This is a genomic window from Pseudomonas sp. NKUCC02_KPG (assembly GCF_019345465.1).
GTDB lineage: Bacteria > Pseudomonadota > Gammaproteobacteria > Pseudomonadales > Pseudomonadaceae > Aquipseudomonas.
In genome coordinates, this window is sequence record NZ_JAHKRC010000001.1 from 550,488 (window position 1) to 567,393 (window position 16,906).

A 16,906-nucleotide genomic window follows, 5' to 3' on the forward strand; every position below is an offset into this window, starting at 1 on the left:
TGAGACGCGCAGAAAAATAATGCCAATCAGGCCCGGCCGCAGCCGGGCACTGAATTACAGCGCTTTAACGTCTTTGATTTCCACGTCGAAGGTCAGGGTCTTGCCTGCCAGCGGGTGATTGAAATCGATGGTGACTTGCTCGTCATCAAAGGTTTTGACCACACCCGGAAGCTCGGTGTTGGCCGCGTCGTTGAAAATCACCAGCAAGCCTTCCGACAGCTCCATGTCCTTGAACTGCGAACGTGGAATAACCTGCACATTTTGCGGGTTGGGCTGGCCGAAAGCGTTTTCCGGAAGGATTTCCAGCGTGCGCTTGTCACCCGCCTTGAAACCGAACAACGCGGCCTCAAAACCAGGCAGCAGGCTGCCATCTCCCACCTTGAAAGTAGCCGGGGCTTTGTCGAAGGTGCTGTCAACGGTGTCGCCTGTTTCCAGGCGCAATGCGAAATGCAGAGTGACCTGCGTGTTCTGACCAATACGCTGTTCAGTCATGAGCGGGTTCTCCGGACTTTTTACTTTTGAACATATCCAGCGCCAGCATCACGGCACCTACGCAAATCGCACTGTCGGCGAAGTTGAACGCAGGGAAGTACCAGCGATTTTGCCAATGCACCAGAATGAAATCGACCACATGACCATAAACAATCCGGTCATAGAGGTTACCCAATGCGCCACCCAGAATCAGGGCAAGGGCAATGGCCAACCAGGTGTCATTGCGCCCCAGACGCTTGAGCCAGACAACCAGCACGCCACTGACCACGACTGCAATCAGCGCAAACAGCCAACGCTGCCAGCCGGCACTGTCAGCCAGAAAGCTGAAAGCCGCGCCGGTGTTGTAGGCCAGGGTCCAGCTAAAGAGATCAGGGATCACTACAATCTGCTGATACATCTGCAGCGAGTTGTCGAAGTAGACCTTGGTGGTCAGGTCAATGACCAGGACCAACAAGGTCAACCAGAGCCAGCCCAGGCGCCCGAAGCGCCCGGTAGTGCTGGTGTTAGGCATAGTGACGTACCTCGCCGGCGCCGCTGATGTTGTCGACGCAACGACCGCAGATTTCCGGATGCTCCGGGTTCACGCCGACGTCTTCACGGCAGTGCCAGCAACGGGCGCACTTGGCGTGGGCGGACTTGACCACTTTGAGTTTGAGACCGGCGACTTCGGTCACCACGGCATCCGCTGGAGCTTGCACAAAAGGTGCAACGCTGGCGGTGGAAGTGATCAGTACAAAGCGCAGTTCGTTGCTCAGTCTGGACAAGTCAGCTGCCAGCTCATCTTCGGCAAACAAGGTCACTTCAGCCTGCAAGTTGCCGCCAATGGCCTTGGCTGCACGCAGGTTTTCCATTTCCTTGTTGACCGCAACCTTGACCGCCATGATCCGTTCCCAGTAGGCGCGACCCAGCTCGGCGCCTTCCGGCAATTCAGTCAGGCCTTCGTACCAGGTGTTGAGCATGACGGACTCGTTACGCTCGCCCGGCAGGTATTGCCACAGCTCGTCTGCGGTGAACGACAGGATCGGCGCGATCCAGCGCACCAGCGCTTCGGAGATGTGGAACAGCGCGGTCTGGCACGAACGACGGGCCTTGCTGTCGGCACCCGTGGTGTACTGGCGGTCCTTGATGATGTCGAGGTAGAAACCGCCCAGCTCCTGCACACAGAAGTTGTGCACTTTGGAGTAGACGTTCCAGAAGCGGTACTCGCCGTAATGCAGCTCAAGCTCACGCTGCAGCAGCAACGCGCGGTCCACGGCCCAACGGTCCAGTGCCAGCATTTCTTCGGCAGGCAGGATGTCGGTAGCCGGATTGAAGCCGGTCAGGTTCGACAGCAGGAAGCGTGCGGTGTTGCGGATACGGCGGTAGGCGTCAGCACTGCGCTGCAGGATCTGGTCGGAAACCGCGATTTCACCCGAGTAATCTGTCGAGGCAACCCACAGGCGCATGATGTCGGCGCCCAGGGTGTCGTTGACCTTTTGCGGTGCAATCACGTTGCCCAAGGACTTGGACATCTTGCGACCAGCCTCGTCCACGGTGAAGCCGTGGGTCAGCAGTTCACGGTACGGCGCGTGGTTGTCGATGGCGCAACCGGTCAGCAACGAGGAGTGGAACCAGCCACGGTGCTGGTCGGAACCTTCGAGGTACAAGTCGGCACGCGGGCCGGTCTCGTGACCCATCGGGTGCGAACCGCGCAGAACGTGCCAATGCGTAGTGCCCGAGTCGAACCACACGTCCAGCGTATCGGTGATTTTGTCGTACAACGGCGCTTCGTCGCCCAGCAACTCGGCAGCGTCCATCTTGAACCAGGCTTCGATGCCTTCGAGCTCAACGCGCTTGGCCACTTCTTCCATCATTTCGACGGTACGTGGGTGCAGCTCACCGCTTTCCTTGTTCAGGAAGAACGGGATCGGCACGCCCCAGTTGCGCTGACGCGAGATGCACCAGTCAGGACGATTGGCAATCATCGAGTGCAGACGAGCCTGACCCCATGCCGGAACGAACTGGGTGTCTTCGATGGCCTTGATCGCACGGGTACGCAAGGTGTCGCCGGTCGTCGGCTGCTTGTCCATACCGATAAACCACTGCGCAGTCGCGCGGTAGATCAGCGGAGTCTTGTGGCGCCAGCAGTGCATGTAGCTGTGGCTGATGGTTTCGGTGAACATCAGCGCACCGGCTTCGATCAGCTTGTCGATGATGTTCTGGTTGGCCTTCCAGATGAACTGGCCACCGAAGAACTCCAGCGATGGCACATACACGCCGTTGCTTTGAACTGGGTTGATGATGTCATCGTTGACCATGCCATAGGCTTTGCAGGTCACGAAGTCGTCTACGCCGTAAGCCGGGGCGGAGTGAACCACGCCCGTGCCAGCGCCCAGCTCAACGTACTCGGCCAGGTAAACTGGCGACAGGCGATCATAGAACGGGTGACGGAAGTTGATCAGCTCCAGCGCTGCACCGGTTGTGGTCGCGATGACCGAACCTTGCAGGTTGTAGCGCGCCAGGCAGGACTCGACCAGCTCTTCAGCCAGTACCAGCAGCTTGTCGCCCACGTCGACCAGCGCGTAGGTGAATTCCGGGTGTACGTTGAGCGCCTGGTTGGCCGGAATGGTCCACGGGGTGGTGGTCCAGATCACGATCGCTGTCGGCTTGCTCAGGGCTGCCAGGCCAAAGGCCTCGGCCAGCTTGGCTTCATCGGCAACCGGGAAGGCAACGTCGATGGCCGCGGACTTTTTGTCCTGGTACTCGACTTCCGCTTCAGCCAGGGCCGAACCGCAATCAAAACACCAGTTCACAGGCTTGAGGCCTTTGAACACGAATCCGCCCTTGACGATTTCGGCCAGGGCACGGATTTCACCGGCTTCGTTTTTGAAGTCCATGGTTTTGTAAGGGTTGGCGAAGTCACCCAGAACACCCAAGCGGATGAACTCGGCTTTCTGACCCTCGATCTGCTCGGTCGCGTAGGCACGGCACAGCTCGCGGGTTTTATCCGCAGGCAGGTTTTTACCGTGGGTCACTTCAACCTTGTGCTCAATCGGCAAACCGTGACAGTCCCAGCCCGGCACGTACGGCGCGTCAAAACCCGACAGGGTCTTGGAGCGGATGATCATGTCTTTCAGGATCTTGTTCAGCGCATGACCGATGTGAATCGTGCCGTTGGCGTATGGAGGACCGTCGTGAAGTACGAACTTCGGACGATCCTTGCCAATCTCGCGCAACTTCCCGTACAGGCCAATGCTGTCCCAGCGCTGCAAAATTTGCGGTTCGCGCTGTGGCAGGCCGGCCTTCATTGGGAAGGCGGTGTCCGGGAGGTTTAGCGTGGCTTTGTAGTCGGTCATTTCAGGCTCTTTTTAAGCGGTTGACCCAGCCAATAGGCTCGGGCGGCGGCGACGTCCGCATTGATTGCCGTCTTGAGCGCCTCCAGGGAGGCGAAACGCTGCTCATCACGCAGCTTGTGGTGGAATGCCACGGTCAGGCGCCGGCCATACAAGTCACCGGCATAATCCAATAGATGTACTTCAAGATGGGCGCTGCCATCCCCTGCTACGGTTGGCCTGACGCCAATGTTGGCGACGCCGGGCCAGGTCTTGCCATCGATGTCGACGCTGGCCAGGTAAACCCCGGTCAACGGAACACGGCGACGTTTGAGCTGAATATTGGCGGTCGGCGTACCCAATTGGCGCGCCAGTTTTTGCCCGTGCAATACCCTGCCAGTAATTTGAAAAGGGCGCCCCAGCAAACGCTCTGCGAGGGAGAAGTCTGCATCAGCCAAGGCATCACGTACCTTGGTGCTGCTGATTCGCACACCATCGAGCTCGACCGTTTGCGCCGCCTCGACGGTAAAGCCCTGCATCTGGCCGGCCTGCTGCAAAAAGTCGAAGTCGCCAACCCGGTCGCAGCCAAAACGGAAGTCGTCACCGACCTCCAGGTGCTGCACACCCAGGCCATCGACCAGAATGGTATCGACGAACTCGGCAGCACTGAGCTTGCACAGACGCTGGTTAAACGCCAGGCACAGCACCCGGTCAACCCCGGCGTCGGCCAGCAGTTGCAGCTTGTCGCGCAACCGGGCCAGACGTGCCGGAGCCGTATCTGGATTGAAGAACTCGCGCGGCTGCGGTTCAAAAATCACCACGCAGCTGGGCACGCCCAACTCCAGCGCACGCTCACGCAGCCGACCCAGGATAGCCTGGTGACCACGGTGTACACCGTCAAAGTTGCCAATAGTGGCGACGCAGCCCCGATGCTGGGGCCGCAGATTGTGAAGGCCTAGAACCAGCTGCATAACGCGCTTCTTGCTCATAAAGTGGTCGATTATAACCACACCCAGCCCGGTACGACAGGCAACAGCGCACGGCAAATCAGGTCAATTCGACAAAATCGACGTCTGACCTGCAATTACCTTACATAAGAGACTTGCGTGCGAAATCTTTCAAACGCAGGCCCAACAGCAGCAGCATGCCGAAATAAGCCAGCACGCCCGCGATGACCAACCCGCCCAGACGGATAAACCGTTCCAGCATATTGCCGTGATCCCAGGCTGGCATCAGATGCATCAAGCCCAGTAATACCCCGGACATCACCAGCACCGCCAACACCAGCTTGAACAGGTATTTGGTCCAGCCCGGTTGCGCGACAAACAACTTTTGGCGACGCAACTGCCAGAACAGCAAACCGGCATTGATACAGGCACCCACGCTAATGGCCAACGCCAAACCGGCGTGCTGCAAAGGCCCAATAAATACCAGGTTGAGCAACTGCGTCACCACCAGGGTAAAAATCGCAATTTTCACCGGCGTTCGAATGTTTTGTTGCGCATAAAAACCCGGTGCCAGGACCTTGATCATGATAATCCCGAGCAACCCAAGCGAATACGCGATCAATGCACGCTGGGTCATGGCCGCATCAAAGGCGGTGAACTGACCGTACTGGAACAGCGAAACGGTGAGCGGCTCGGACAAAATGGCCAGCGCCAACGAGCACGGCAGCACCAATACAAAGCACAGGCGCAATCCCCAGTCGAGAATCCGCGAATATTCCTGGCGATCTTTATTGGCGTAGGTTTTGGACAGGGTCGGCAACAGGATCGTCCCGAGCGCCACGCCCAGCACTCCTGACGGCAACTCCATCAGGCGGTCTGCGTAGTACATCCAGGACACGGAGCCCGCAACAAGGAAAGACGCGAATATCGTATTGATGATCAGCGAAATCTGGCTGACCGAGACACCGATAATGGCCGGCACCATGTGCTTCATCACCCGCCAGACGCCGGTGTCACGCAGGTTGAGGCGCGGCAGCACCAGCATGCCGATTTTCTTCAGATGGGGCAGCTGGAACAGCAGCTGGGCCAGGCCGCCGACCAGCACCGCCCAACCCAGCGCCATAATCGGCGGATCGAAATACGGCGTCAGGAACAGCGCAAAAATGATCATGCTGACGTTGAGCAGGGTCGGCACGAAGGCCGGCACTGCAAATCGGTTCCAGGTATTGAGGATCGCCCCCGCCAGCGATGACAGCGAGATCAGCAATATATAAGGGAACGTGACCCGCAGCATGTCACTGGTCAGCTCGAATTTTTCCGGGGTCGTGGCAAAGCCCGGGGCGGTTGCCCAGATGACCCAGGGAGCAGCGACCATGCCCAGTACGGTAACAATGGCCAGTGCCAGGGTTAAAAGCCCGGCGACATACGCGACAAATGTACGGGCCGCCTCCTCGCCTTTCTGGCTCTTGTATTCCGCCAGAATCGGCACAAAAGCCTGGGAAAAAGCACCCTCAGCGAAAATCCTGCGCAGCAAATTAGGCAGTTTGAAGGCAATAAAGAACGCATCCGTGGCCATCCCGGCACCAAAGGCACGCGCAATGATCGTGTCGCGAATGAAGCCCAGAACCCTGGAAATCATGGTGATTGAGCTGACGGCAGCCAACGACTTGAGCAGGTTCATTGAAAGAGTTTTTGCCTATAGAGAAAGAGCAGGCGAACAAAGCGCCCACTTATGCGATACTGCGCGCCGCAACAGCACAGAGCCAAGCTCGCGAGTTTACAGGTCAAGCGCCGGAAATAAATATCCCGTCTGCCTCGATCCACCACTCAGCGGATCGCATCAAACGCCCTTGACAAGAGTTCTCGTCATCGGCATGATTCGCGGCCTATTTTGTTTGTTATTTCCCAAAAGTCTTTCGAGGAGCTCGACGGTGGCCAACACACCTTCCGCCAAAAAACGTGCAAAACAGGCTGAGAAGCGTCGCAGCCACAACGCCAGCCTGCGTTCCATGGTTCGTACCTACATCAAGAATGTAGTTAAGGCCATCGACGCAAAAGACGCTGCTAAAGCGCAAGCTGCTTATGTTCTGGCTGTTCCTGTTATCGACCGTATGGCCGATAAAGGTATCATCCACAAGAACAAAGCTGCTCGCCATAAGAGCCGCCTGAATGGCCACGTCAAGGCTTTGAACCTTGCGACCGCCGCTTAAGCGATAAGCTTTTTAAAAAACCGACCTCAGGGTCGGTTTTTTATTGCCTGTGATTTGCCCCCCTTCTGAACACAACGCTCGTCAGCAACTACAAAAACGTCAAAGCGTCAAAGCGTCAAAGCGTCAAAGCACCAACACAGTAAAAAATGGGCAAAAAAAAGCTGCGATAACCGCAGCTTTTTTAATTGAGACCCGTTACTCGTGCGCCCACGGCAAGATAGGAATCGCCGTCACCGCGTTCTGCGGGCTGCCTTCGATCAGGCGATCGCTGTACACCAGATACACCAGCGTATTGCGCTTCTTGTCGAGGAAACGCACCACCTGCATGGTCTTGAACACCAGCGAAGTGCGCTCCTTGAACACCTCTTCACCATCCTTGAGCTCACCCTTGAAGCTGATCGGACCGGTCTGACGGCACGCAATCGAAGCTTCGGCGCGATCCTCAGCCAACCCCAGCCCGCCTTTCATGCCACCCGTCTTGGCACGAGACAAGTAGCAGGTCACGCCATCGACCTTCGGATCATCGAACGCCTCGACCACAATGCGATCGTTCGGCCCGACAAATTTGAATACCGTCGACACCGTGCCAATTTCTTCAGCCGACGCCAGCAATGGCATCGCCAACATCAACCCCAACAAACCGCCAATCAAGCGCATGCCACACCTCACATTCAAACCAGGATCAGGTTATCGCGATGAACCAGCTCTGGCTCCGCCATATAACCCAGCAAGCCGACAATCGCATCCGATGACTGCCCAATAATTTTTTGCGCTTCCGCAGCGCTGTAGTTAGCCAGGCCACGGGCAATTTCTCGCCCGTCCGGCGCCACACACACCACCATTTCTCCACGACGGAAACCGCCCTGAACCGCCTTGACCCCTACCGGCAACAAGCTTTTATTGCCCTTGGACAAGGCCGCGACAGCCCCCTCATCCAGCACCAGCGTGCCGCGGGTCTGCAAGTGCCCGGCCAGCCACTGCTTGCGCGCTGCCAGCAGGCCACGCTCAGGAGACAGCAACGTACCCAGGCGTTCGCCAGCCTTCAGACGATCCAGCACACGCTCCAGACGCCCACCCACGATGATGGTATGCGCACCCGAACGGGCCGCCAGACGCGCTGCACGCAACTTTGTCTGCATGCCGCCACGACCCAGCGCACCACCCGTACCGCCCGCCACTGCATCCAGCGCAGGGTCATCGGCACGGGCCTCGTAAATCATTTTTGCATCAGGGTTATTGCGCGGATCGGCATCAAACATGCCGTCGCGATCGGTCAGAATCACCAACAGGTCCGCCTCGACCAGATTGGCCACCAGCGCCGCCAGCGTATCGTTGTCGCCAAAGCGGATTTCGTCCGTGACCACCGTGTCATTTTCATTGATGACCGGGATCACGCCCAACTCCACCAGCGCACGCAAGGTACTGCGGGCGTTGAGGTAACGCTTGCGATCAGACAGATCGTCATGGGTCAGCAAGATTTGTGCGGTATGCCGGGAGTGCTCGGCAAAGCTCGACTCCCAGGCCTGCACCAGACCCATCTGACCAATGGCCGCAGCCGCCTGCAGTTCGTGCATGGCACTCGGTCGCACCGTCCAGCCCAATCGACTCATACCGGCCGCAACCGCACCCGAAGACACCAGCACCAGCTCAACGCCAGCCTCGTGCAACGCCACCATCTGCTCGACCCAAACCCCCATCGCTACGCGATCCAGGCCTTTGCCATCCGCTGTCAGCAACGCGCTGCCGATCTTGACCACCCAGCGCTGCGCACCCGTCACCTTGCTCCGCATCATCATCCAACCTATGCCTGAGAGCAGCGCGACCGAGCGCTACCCATGGAATTATTTTTGATTACCAACTCGTAGATGCTAAAACGCCGCTCATTGAGCGGCGCTGTAGTTTACTGCAACGAATCAGTCGCGGACGTAAATGATTTCAGGACCATCATCGTCTTCAACGTCTTCTTCATCCCAGTCATCGTCGCCGATGTCGTGGACGCTCTTCACGCCGCTGCGGCGCAGGGCACGCTTGTCATCCAACGCTTGCAACTGCGCACGCGCCTCATCTTCGATGCGCCGATCAAGCTCAGCCAACTCTTCCTTGTAGGCCGGGTCATTGGCCAGACGGTCAGCACGATCTTCCAAATAACGCATGATGTCGTGGCACAGCTTGTCGGTACCGATTTTGGCGATGGCCGAAATCACGTAAACCGGACCCATCCATTCCAGACGATCGACCACTTCTTTAACACGCGCATCATGCTCGTCTTGCGGCAACGAATCGCACTTGTTCAAGACCAACCAACGATCACGCTCAGCCAGAGACGGGCTGAACTTGGTCAGCTCGTTGACGATGACTTCTGCGGTATCAGCAGCGCTTTCACTGCCTTCAACCGGCGCCATGTCGACGAGGTGCAGCAACAGACGGGTACGCGCCAAGTGCTTGAGGAAGCGAATCCCCAGGCCCGCACCATCAGAAGCACCTTCGATCAAGCCGGGAATATCGGCAATCACAAAGCTCTTCCAGCGATCCACGCTGACTACACCCAGGTTTGGCACCAACGTGGTAAACGGATAATCCGCTACCTTTGGCTTGGCCGCAGACACCGAACGGATAAATGTACTTTTACCGGCATTCGGCAAGCCCAGCAGGCCAACGTCAGCCAGCACTTTCAGCTCCAGTTTCAGGTCACGCTGCTCACCCGGCTTACCCGGAGTGGTCTGGCGTGGAGCCCGATTGGTACTGGATTTGAAACGGGTGTTGCCCAGACCGTGCCAACCACCATGAACCACCAGCAAACGCTGGCCGGCCTTGGTCAGGTCGCCGATGATTTCCTGAGTGCCCGCATCGATCACCGTGGTGCCGACCGGAACACGCAACTCCAGATCTTCACCCTTACGACCTGTGCAATCTGCACTGCCGCCGTTCGAGCCGCGCTGGGCATCGAAGTGACGGGTGTAGCGGTAATCAACCAGGGTGTTGAGGTTTTCGTCGGCGATCATGTAGATCGAGCCGCCGTCACCACCATCACCACCGTTCGGACCACCGTTTTCGATGAATTTCTCACGACGGAAACTCATGCAACCGTTACCACCGTCGCCTGCTTTTACTTTGATCGATACTTCATCAACAAACTTCATAACAAAACACGCCTCTCGTCATCAGGACGAGCCGATAAAAACCAAGACATAAGACTCTTGCAAAAATGAGCGCAGCGACCTCAATCAACGACCGTAAAATCCAGCGCCAGCAGCCCATACAAACAGCTTTGCAAGAGACTCACCCCACAAACGAAAAAGCCCCGTCGCAAGACAGGGCTCTTCCAGCTACCAAGCTATTACGCCGCGACGACTGCAGTCTTCGGAACGATGCTTACATAGCGACGACCGAAGGCGCCTTTAACCTGGAACTTGATCACGCCTTCCACTTTCGCGAACAGGGTGTGATCTTTGCCCATACCAACGCCGTAGCCAGCGTGGAATTGGGTGCCGCGCTGACGCACGATGATGTTGCCCGGAATGATAGCCTGGCCGCCATACATCTTCACGCCAAGGCGTTTGGCTTCTGAGTCGCGACCGTTACGGGTACTACCACCAGCTTTTTTGTGTGCCATGAGTCAATTCTCCTAGTGAGGAATTAGGCTGAAATTAAGCCTGAATACCGGTGATTTTGATCTCGGTGTACCACTGGCGGTGGCCCATACGCTTCATGTGGTGCTTACGACGACGGAACTTGATGATGCGGATTTTATCGTGACGACCTTGGGAGATCACTTCAGCAACAACAGTGGCGCCAGGAACAACTGGAGCGCCGATGTTCACGTCATCGCCATTGGCGACCAACAGAACGCGATCAAAAGTTACGGATTCGCCGGTAGCGATTTCCAGTTTTTCGATCTTCAGGTATTCACCTGGAGCTACTTTGTATTGCTTGCCACCAGTAACGATTACTGCGTACGACATGGTATTTCTCCGATAATCCTGCTCACCCAGCGCTTTATAGGTAAAGGTATTGGCTGGCATGGCTGCATGGGGCTGGAACGGCCCAAGTGCAATTGCGTAAGGCAGGTGCTGCCCAGGAAGTTCAGGGTGCGCGATTGTACGCAAGCCATGCCGGGGTTGCAAGGGGCCGTCTATCGCGCCTTGACAGGCCCAGCCCCCCGACCTAGCATGCCGCGCAACCCTTCTGGAGCACCTGTCGCTGATGCAACCCCAAGCTTTCTACCGCGCGGTGGCGGACGATTTTAGCGCCGTCGATGGCATCATCAAGAAGCAGCTGACTTCACGCGTACCGCTGGTCTCAAAAATCGGCGACTACATTACTTCAGCCGGCGGCAAACGCCTGCGTCCTTTATTAGTGCTGCTGTGCGGCAAGGCCCTTGGCCGCGAAGGCGACGATATGCGCCTGCTGGCCGCGACCATCGAGTTCCTGCACACCGCCACCCTGCTGCACGACGACGTGGTGGACATGTCGGGCATGCGCCGTGGACGCAAAACAGCCAATGCAACGTGGGGCAACGCGCCCAGCGTTCTGGTTGGCGACTTCCTCTATTCGCGCTCCTTCGAAATGATGGTTGAGCTGGGCTCGATGCCAGTGATGAAAATCCTGTCGCAAGCCACCCGCATCATTGCCGAAGGCGAAGTGTTGCAGTTGTCCAAAGTGCGCGATGCCAGCACCACTGAAGAAACCTATATGGAAGTCATTCGCGGCAAAACCGCGATGCTCTTCGAGGCTTCGACCCACAGTGCCGCAGCACTGGCCGGTGCCACGCCAGAACAAAGCGAAGCGTTGCGAACCTTTGGCGATCACCTGGGCGTAGCGTTCCAGTTGGTGGATGACCTGCTCGACTACCGCGGCGACGCCGAAACCCTGGGCAAGAACGTCGGTGACGATCTGGCCGAAGGCAAGCCGACACTGCCACTGATCTACACCATGCGCGAAGGCACACCTGAACAGGCAGCCCTGGTGCGCAAGGCCATCCAGAAAGGTGGCATTGAAGATCTGGAGAGCATTCGTGCCGCCGTTGAGGCCTCCGGCTCGCTGGAGTACACCGCTCAACTGGCTCGTGACTACGTAGCCCGCGCAATTGTTTGCCTTCAAGCCCTGCCGCCTAGCGAATACCGCGACGCACTGGTTGAGCTGAGCGAATTTGCAGTAGCGCGCACGCACTGACTGCCTGTGGGAGCGGGCTTGCTCGCTCCCACACGGTCAATCTGCCCCGCCATTCCCCGCCCCGCACTAAAACCCTATATAATGCGCGCCTTTTAGCCATCCTGACTCTTAAGGAGCTTTAGTGAGCACGTTGCCGCCCTGCCCAAAATGCAATTCCGAATACACCTACGAAGACGGCGCCCAGCTGATCTGCCCGGAATGCGCCCATGAGTGGTCTGCCAATGGCGTAGCGGAAGAAGCCAGCGATGAAAAAGTCTACAAGGACTCCGCAGGCACTGTACTGACCGACGGCGACACCATCACCGTCATCAAGGACCTGAAAATCAAGGGCACGTCCCTGGTGGTCAAAGTGGGCACCAAGGTCAAAAACATTCGCCTGTGCGATGGCGACCACGATATCGATTGCAAGATCGACGGTATCGGCCCCATGAAACTCAAATCCGAGTTCGTGCGTAAAGTCTGATCCAGTTGCTTTCCTTCCTGCGTTTAGCGCAGGAAGGTGCAACTTCCCTCGCAACACTCCCGCGCAATATCAAAAAGCCAGCAACCTTGATCCGCAGCAGCTCTAACGCACAAAGACGATAAATCCGCCAATAGGCACTTGCTATTAATTGAATAAGAATTATTCTCATTGGTATTCATCAAGGAGATGACGACCATGACTTATTTAATTGATGCCTGGCTGGACCGTCCACACCCCTATCTGCGAATCCTGCATCGGGAAACCGGGGAAGTCTGTGCGGTACTGGAAGAAGAAGCGCTGAACGAACTGCAGGACCAGGGCGACCTGGATTTCAGCGGGCTCAACTCAAGCGAACCGGTAGTGCTCAAGGAGCTGGTGCGCAATTTGTTTCTATTTTGCTACGCCCGGGCATTGCGCCCTTGCGGCACGACTGACACTCATCAGCACCACGCCAAAATACACATATGACGTGGCCGGTGCAGCTGCGGGTTTGCCAGCAAACCCGCAGCCAACGTTAAAGCACCGGGTTCTTACAGAACGTCCAGCAGCTCAACGTCGAATACCAGCACGCTGTGCGGAGCAATGCTGCCAACGCCTTGGGCGCCGTAAGCCAGTTCGCTCGGCACGTAGATGCGCCATTTGCTGCCGGCGTTCATCAGTTGCAGGGCTTCAGTCCAACCGGCAATCACGCCGCCAACCGGAAACTCAGCTGGCTGACCACGATCGTAGGAGCTGTCAAACACAGTGCCGTCGATCAGGGTGCCGTGGTAGTGAACACGTACAGTGTCTTCACGGGATGGCTTGGCGCCTTCACCTGCAGTCACAACTTCAAATTGCAAGCCGGAAGCCAGGGTGGTGATGCCGTCTTTCTTGGCGTTTTCAGCCAGAAATGCCTTGCCTTCGCCTGCAGCAGCTTCTGCCTTGGCAGCCGCTTCAGCTTGCATGATCTCGCGGATCACTTTGAAGCTGGCCGACATTTCTTCCTGACCTACACGGCTTTCCTTGCCCGCGAAAGCGTCAGTCAGGCCAGCCAGGATTGCATCCAGGCTGATGCCCGGTGGCGGGTTGTCGCGCAGTTGGTCGCCCAGCTGACGGCCAATGCCATAGCTAACACGAGTTTCGTCGGTCGACAGATTTACTTCGGACATAACACTGCTCCGCTGTGGGGGTGCCCGGAAAATGCCACGTTAACCGCAGCCCCCGAACACCCGGAACCAAAAAAGGGCCAGCAGACTACCACAGCCCCCAAAGCCTTCGCAGCCCGGGTTCGTGTGCGCACACAGGCTTGGGGTCAGTGTTTGGTCAATTTATCCAGATAGCCCATCGCAAAGGCCGATACCACAAAGGTCATATGAATGATCACGTACCACATCAGGTACTCGGTCTCGATATTGCGCGCATCCATGAACACTCGCAGCAGGTGAATCGAGGAGATCGCCACGATCGACGCTGCCACTTTCATCTTCAGCGAGGTTGAGTCCATGGTGCCCAGCCAGCTGAGTTTCTCCTTGTGGTCGTCGATATCCAGTTGCGAGACGAAGTTCTCGTAGCCGGAAATCATCACCATCACCAACAGGCCGCCCACCAGCGCCATGTCGATCAGCGACAAAATGACCAGGATCAAATCCGACTCACTTAACGCGAACACGTTGGGGATTACGTGAAACACTTCCTGAAAGAACTTCAACGCCAAAGCCAACAGACCCAGCGAGAGCCCGAAGTAAATAGGCGCCAGAATCCAGCGCGAGGCGTACATTGCGTTTTCGATAAAGCGTTCCATTGAATCTCACAGGAATTAAAAAAATGGGCGCGAGTATATCAGTGAGAAAACCGCATAGTTAAAGGCTTCGAAACAGCCTGTAAAAACATTTTCTGCTAGTGTCCTCCTCTCAAGCATTGTTTACGGACAGGAAAACCGAACCATGGATCTGCGATTTCCCTTGGCCTGTTTTGGGTTTTCGATGGCTGTGCTCGCCATTGCCGGCTGCTCGCCTGACGACGAACACCAGCAGGCCACTCTGGAAGAACGCAGTGCTGCGTTTGAACAGAGCCTGGACACCATCAAGGATCAACAGCTCAAAGATGCAATCGCCGACCTGGGCGGTTCTTTGCTGTTGCTGGAGCGTGCGCGCCTCAAGCTTCAAGACAAACCCATCGAGACCGAATACGCCACGGACGACCTTGCACTGCTCAAGCACTACCCCAGCAGCCAGGCGTTAAGCGATACCTATATCAACGGTCTGTTTGTGCTGCGTAAAAACTCCAGCTCCGATTACTTGACGGACCTGGAACCCGTCTTCCCGTTCCCGCTCAATAGCGCGTCCGAATTCCCGTTCCCCCACGCGCTGGAATGGCAGTCCGTGACCCTGAGCAACAAGCAGGTGGTGCCCTTTGCTCCCGAGTGGTCTGAAACCGATCCAGGCATCCAGCTAAGCCCCTCCAGCGCCAACCTGAGCAACCCGGACGACCTGACCGTCACTTACCCCTACATTGACGGGCTTGAGGTCGAGAACACTCGACAGCCTCAACCCCTGATCCTGCATGGCAAAGTGGAAGTGATCGCGCCAGGCAAGGTGGTCAACTTCAACCTGAATGCCAAGGATGTGGGCAAAACCCGTACCGACGGCACAATCAGCGTGACCCTGCTGACGCTGGGTCAAAACTATGCCGAAGTGGATATCGTCAACAGCGCCCCGCTGGCAGAACAGGTACGAGATACCCCGCTCAACCCGCTGATCATCCAGGCCCGCGACCACTCCGGACAGTTTCTGTCGCGCTCGGGTTCGATTAACGAAAACGCCGAACAACTGGCCTTTTATCAGCAGCAACTGGCCGAAATGCTCAAGCAAACCGCCTGGAGCGAGGCTTTTGAGCAGCAACTGGATAACGAGCAACAAGCCTTTGAGCAAAAGCACCCTCACCACTACAGCAAGGTGTACTTCAACGGCACGGTAGAGAGTGTCGATATCAACGTGCTCGATTTCTCCACGGCCAATGTCACCCGCAAATCCCTCGACCTGCCAGTGCTCAAGCTCGACAAAAACGTGGTGGGCAAAGAGATTCAGGCGCTCCCGATCAACGTTGTGGTGTATGACGACCAGGCCGCCAACTACCTCAAGAACGCCACCCTTGACCCGGAGCAACTGGAAAAGAGCGTGGTGATCAGCCAGTCAGTGGACGATGCCAGCGCGGCAACCCTTGAGTTCAGCCACCCGGCCACCTTCAACGACGAAATGCTCGGGGCGCTCCCGCAAAAATCCGACGCACCCGTGACCTTCTTTGCCGAAGATGAAAATGGCAACCGCAGCGAGCCGCTCGAACTGCCCATCGAAGCCTTTGATGTGGACCCCAACGCGGGTGTCATCACCTACGACCTGAACCTGTTCCCCGAAACACCGGCCTATGCGGTTGGCTCAATCCCGCTGTTTATCGCGGACATAGACAAGCAGGTACTGGATGTCGCCCACCTGCCCAAAGGCCTTGAGCTCAAAGGCAATACCCTGATCGTTGATCAAAAATTGTTCCCGGAAGAAGCCTGGCGCTTTTATGCAAAAGACGGCACGGGTAACTACCTGAAGGAAGTGTTAGCTGTCAGCCATAGCGCCGAGCCAGATGGCCCGCCAGTGTTCGACGTGCATTACTTTTATGGTCAGCCGACTCAACTTGAAAGCTATGCACGCACAGCCCTGAACCCTGTCGAATATGGGTTTGAAGTCAAACTCGACAAAGCTGCGCCAGCCAGCACACCCCAATAAAACCGCCGTTTTAGTGGGACGCGCTGCAGCGCCCGCCATTGATCTGACGCAACTGGGCCTGCACATGCAGGCACCAGATCTGCGGATCGTCCGCGAGCCGATAACCGTGCAGCGTCAGGCTTTCAACGATTGATTCAAGAATGGTTTCGGCCACGAAAGGCCCTGGGAACGGGCCTTGCGCCTTGATTGTAGAGGGCTGCTCACCTGCCAGACCTGCAGCAAAGAGAAGCGTCCACATCCCGTTATTGCCTGCCAGCGGTCGAATGCTGCATTCAATACGAGTCACCAGGCCCAAGCATTGGCGAGTAAGGCAAAGGTTGCGCGACATGGCGGCGACCCTCGATAGATCCTGTCTTCAGCCGCACACTACGGGCTGCATCGTCCGGTGACGACAGTGGAGTCCATGCCCTGAGAATAGAAGAAAAAGCGCATAAGAAAAGTCGCCAATGACCAACGGCTTATTCGATTGGTATCGGTGATTTGTGGGAGCGGGGGGGGGGGGGGGGGGGGGTGGGGGGGGCGCGCGCCCCCCCCCCCCCGCCCCTCTGGGGGGGGG

Annotated in this window: 18 protein-coding genes; 5 read left to right on the forward strand and 13 right to left on the reverse strand. The window is 57.1% G+C overall.

Annotated features, from left to right (window positions below; genetic code table 11):
• Positions 1-54 precede the first annotated feature (54 nt).
• The 5 genes from fkpB to murJ form a co-directional block, all read right to left on the reverse strand.
• Positions 55-492 carry an FKBP-type peptidyl-prolyl cis-trans isomerase gene (gene fkpB, locus KO536_RS02595; RefSeq protein WP_133078590.1) on the reverse strand — a complete coding sequence of 146 codons (438 nt, stop codon included), beginning with the start codon at positions 490-492 and terminating at the stop codon, positions 55-57.
• Positions 485-1,003, reverse strand: a complete 519-nt coding sequence (gene lspA, locus KO536_RS02600; protein ID WP_133078591.1) for a signal peptidase II — start codon at positions 1,001-1,003, stop codon at positions 485-487. The genes fkpB and lspA overlap by 8 nt, the downstream gene beginning before the upstream one ends.
• Positions 996-3,827: an isoleucine--tRNA ligase gene (ileS, locus tag KO536_RS02605; protein ID WP_219260981.1), complete on the reverse strand. Its 2,832-nt coding sequence runs from the start codon at positions 3,825-3,827 to the stop codon at positions 996-998. Before ileS ends, lspA begins: the two co-directional genes overlap by 8 nt.
• Positions 3,824-4,774: a bifunctional riboflavin kinase/FAD synthetase gene (ribF, locus tag KO536_RS02610; protein WP_219260983.1), complete on the reverse strand. Its 951-nt coding sequence runs from the start codon at positions 4,772-4,774 to the stop codon at positions 3,824-3,826. Before ribF ends, ileS begins: the two co-directional genes overlap by 4 nt.
• 118 nt (positions 4,775-4,892) lie before the next feature.
• A complete protein-coding gene (gene murJ / locus KO536_RS02615; protein ID WP_219260985.1) occupies positions 4,893-6,431 on the reverse strand; it encodes a murein biosynthesis integral membrane protein MurJ in 1,539 nt (512 codons plus the stop codon).
• 250 nt (positions 6,432-6,681) lie between these two features.
• Here murJ and rpsT point away from each other — a divergent pair, with 250 nt between their 5' ends.
• Positions 6,682-6,960 carry a 30S ribosomal protein S20 gene (gene rpsT / locus KO536_RS02620; RefSeq protein ID WP_003443902.1) on the forward strand — a complete coding sequence of 93 codons (279 nt, stop codon included), beginning with the start codon at positions 6,682-6,684 and terminating at the stop codon, positions 6,958-6,960.
• A 195-nt stretch (positions 6,961-7,155) separates the two neighbouring features.
• Here the strand turns inward: rpsT and KO536_RS02625 are convergent, their stop codons facing one another.
• The 5 genes from KO536_RS02625 to rplU all read right to left on the reverse strand — a co-directional run bounded on the left by KO536_RS02625 (position 7,156) and on the right by rplU (position 10,922).
• On the reverse strand, positions 7,156-7,617 hold the full coding sequence (locus KO536_RS02625) for a CreA family protein (protein ID WP_133078595.1): 462 nt from the start codon (positions 7,615-7,617) through the stop codon (positions 7,156-7,158).
• A 14-nt stretch (positions 7,618-7,631) separates the two neighbouring features.
• Positions 7,632-8,750 (reverse strand): glutamate 5-kinase, encoded by a 1,119-nt coding sequence (proB, locus tag KO536_RS02630; protein ID WP_219261011.1) that lies wholly within the window; start codon positions 8,748-8,750, stop codon positions 7,632-7,634.
• A gap of 123 nt (positions 8,751-8,873) precedes the next feature.
• Complete coding sequence (cgtA, locus tag KO536_RS02635) at positions 8,874-10,100, reverse strand: Obg family GTPase CgtA (protein WP_219260987.1); 1,227 nt, start codon at positions 10,098-10,100, stop codon at positions 8,874-8,876.
• A 197-nt stretch (positions 10,101-10,297) separates the two neighbouring features.
• Positions 10,298-10,573 carry a 50S ribosomal protein L27 gene (rpmA, locus tag KO536_RS02640; protein WP_003443913.1) on the reverse strand — a complete coding sequence of 92 codons (276 nt, stop codon included), beginning with the start codon at positions 10,571-10,573 and terminating at the stop codon, positions 10,298-10,300.
• A gap of 34 nt (positions 10,574-10,607) precedes the next feature.
• Positions 10,608-10,922 carry a 50S ribosomal protein L21 gene (rplU, locus tag KO536_RS02645; protein WP_003443915.1) on the reverse strand — a complete coding sequence of 105 codons (315 nt, stop codon included), beginning with the start codon at positions 10,920-10,922 and terminating at the stop codon, positions 10,608-10,610.
• 241 nt (positions 10,923-11,163) lie between these two features.
• Between rplU and KO536_RS02650 the strand changes: the two genes are divergently transcribed.
• The 3 genes from KO536_RS02650 (at position 11,164) to KO536_RS02660 (ending at position 13,063) form a co-directional block, all read left to right on the forward strand.
• A complete protein-coding gene (locus KO536_RS02650; RefSeq protein WP_133078596.1) occupies positions 11,164-12,132 on the forward strand; it encodes a polyprenyl synthetase family protein in 969 nt (322 codons plus the stop codon).
• Positions 12,133-12,253: 121 nt separating this feature from the next.
• On the forward strand, positions 12,254-12,595 hold the full coding sequence (locus KO536_RS02655) for a zinc ribbon domain-containing protein YjdM (protein ID WP_016779415.1): 342 nt from the start codon (positions 12,254-12,256) through the stop codon (positions 12,593-12,595).
• Positions 12,596-12,790: 195 nt separating this feature from the next.
• On the forward strand, positions 12,791-13,063 hold the full coding sequence (locus tag KO536_RS02660; RefSeq protein WP_133078597.1) for a hypothetical protein: 273 nt from the start codon (positions 12,791-12,793) through the stop codon (positions 13,061-13,063).
• A 62-nt stretch (positions 13,064-13,125) separates the two neighbouring features.
• Here the strand turns inward: KO536_RS02660 and KO536_RS02665 are convergent, their stop codons facing one another.
• Positions 13,126-13,743, reverse strand: coding sequence for an FKBP-type peptidyl-prolyl cis-trans isomerase (locus KO536_RS02665; protein WP_019824026.1), 618 nt, complete (start codon positions 13,741-13,743; stop codon positions 13,126-13,128).
• Between the two features lie 143 nt (positions 13,744-13,886).
• Complete coding sequence (locus KO536_RS02670; RefSeq protein ID WP_019824027.1) at positions 13,887-14,375, reverse strand: TIGR00645 family protein; 489 nt, start codon at positions 14,373-14,375, stop codon at positions 13,887-13,889.
• 142 nt (positions 14,376-14,517) lie between these two features.
• Here KO536_RS02670 and KO536_RS02675 point away from each other — a divergent pair, with 142 nt between their 5' ends.
• On the forward strand, positions 14,518-16,350 hold the full coding sequence (locus KO536_RS02675; RefSeq protein ID WP_133078598.1) for a hypothetical protein: 1,833 nt from the start codon (positions 14,518-14,520) through the stop codon (positions 16,348-16,350).
• A gap of 10 nt (positions 16,351-16,360) precedes the next feature.
• On the opposite strand, the gene KO536_RS02680 is transcribed toward KO536_RS02675, so the two are convergent.
• Positions 16,361-16,678, reverse strand: coding sequence for a hypothetical protein (locus KO536_RS02680; RefSeq protein ID WP_019824029.1), 318 nt, complete (start codon positions 16,676-16,678; stop codon positions 16,361-16,363).
• Positions 16,679-16,906 lie beyond the last annotated feature (228 nt).

Excerpts from the sequence above, each read along its gene's own strand:
- fkpB (WP_133078590.1), bottom strand. The coding sequence starts at position 492 with ATGACTGAACAGCGTATTGGTCAGAACACGCAGGTCACTCTGCATTTC.
- lspA (WP_133078591.1), bottom strand. The coding sequence starts at position 1,003 with ATGCCTAACACCAGCACTACCGGGCGCTTCGGGCGCCTGGGCTGGCTC.
- ileS (WP_219260981.1), bottom strand. The coding sequence starts at position 3,827 with ATGACCGACTACAAAGCCACGCTAAACCTCCCGGACACCGCCTTCCCA.
- ribF (WP_219260983.1), bottom strand. The coding sequence starts at position 4,774 with ATGCAGCTGGTTCTAGGCCTTCACAATCTGCGGCCCCAGCATCGGGGC.
- murJ (WP_219260985.1), bottom strand. The coding sequence starts at position 6,431 with ATGAACCTGCTCAAGTCGTTGGCTGCCGTCAGCTCAATCACCATGATT.
- KO536_RS02625 (WP_133078595.1), bottom strand. The coding sequence starts at position 7,617 with ATGCGCTTGATTGGCGGTTTGTTGGGGTTGATGTTGGCGATGCCATTG.
- proB (WP_219261011.1), bottom strand. The coding sequence starts at position 8,750 with ATGCGGAGCAAGGTGACGGGTGCGCAGCGCTGGGTGGTCAAGATCGGC.
- cgtA (WP_219260987.1), bottom strand. The coding sequence starts at position 10,100 with ATGAAGTTTGTTGATGAAGTATCGATCAAAGTAAAAGCAGGCGACGGT.
- rpmA (WP_003443913.1), bottom strand. The coding sequence starts at position 10,573 with ATGGCACACAAAAAAGCTGGTGGTAGTACCCGTAACGGTCGCGACTCA.
- rplU (WP_003443915.1), bottom strand. The coding sequence starts at position 10,922 with ATGTCGTACGCAGTAATCGTTACTGGTGGCAAGCAATACAAAGTAGCT.
- KO536_RS02650 (WP_133078596.1), top strand. The coding sequence starts at position 11,164 with ATGCAACCCCAAGCTTTCTACCGCGCGGTGGCGGACGATTTTAGCGCC.
- KO536_RS02660 (WP_133078597.1), top strand. The coding sequence starts at position 12,791 with ATGACTTATTTAATTGATGCCTGGCTGGACCGTCCACACCCCTATCTG.
- KO536_RS02665 (WP_019824026.1), bottom strand. The coding sequence starts at position 13,743 with ATGTCCGAAGTAAATCTGTCGACCGACGAAACTCGTGTTAGCTATGGC.
- KO536_RS02670 (WP_019824027.1), bottom strand. The coding sequence starts at position 14,375 with ATGGAACGCTTTATCGAAAACGCAATGTACGCCTCGCGCTGGATTCTG.
- KO536_RS02675 (WP_133078598.1), top strand. The coding sequence starts at position 14,518 with ATGGATCTGCGATTTCCCTTGGCCTGTTTTGGGTTTTCGATGGCTGTG.
- KO536_RS02680 (WP_019824029.1), bottom strand. The coding sequence starts at position 16,678 with ATGTCGCGCAACCTTTGCCTTACTCGCCAATGCTTGGGCCTGGTGACT.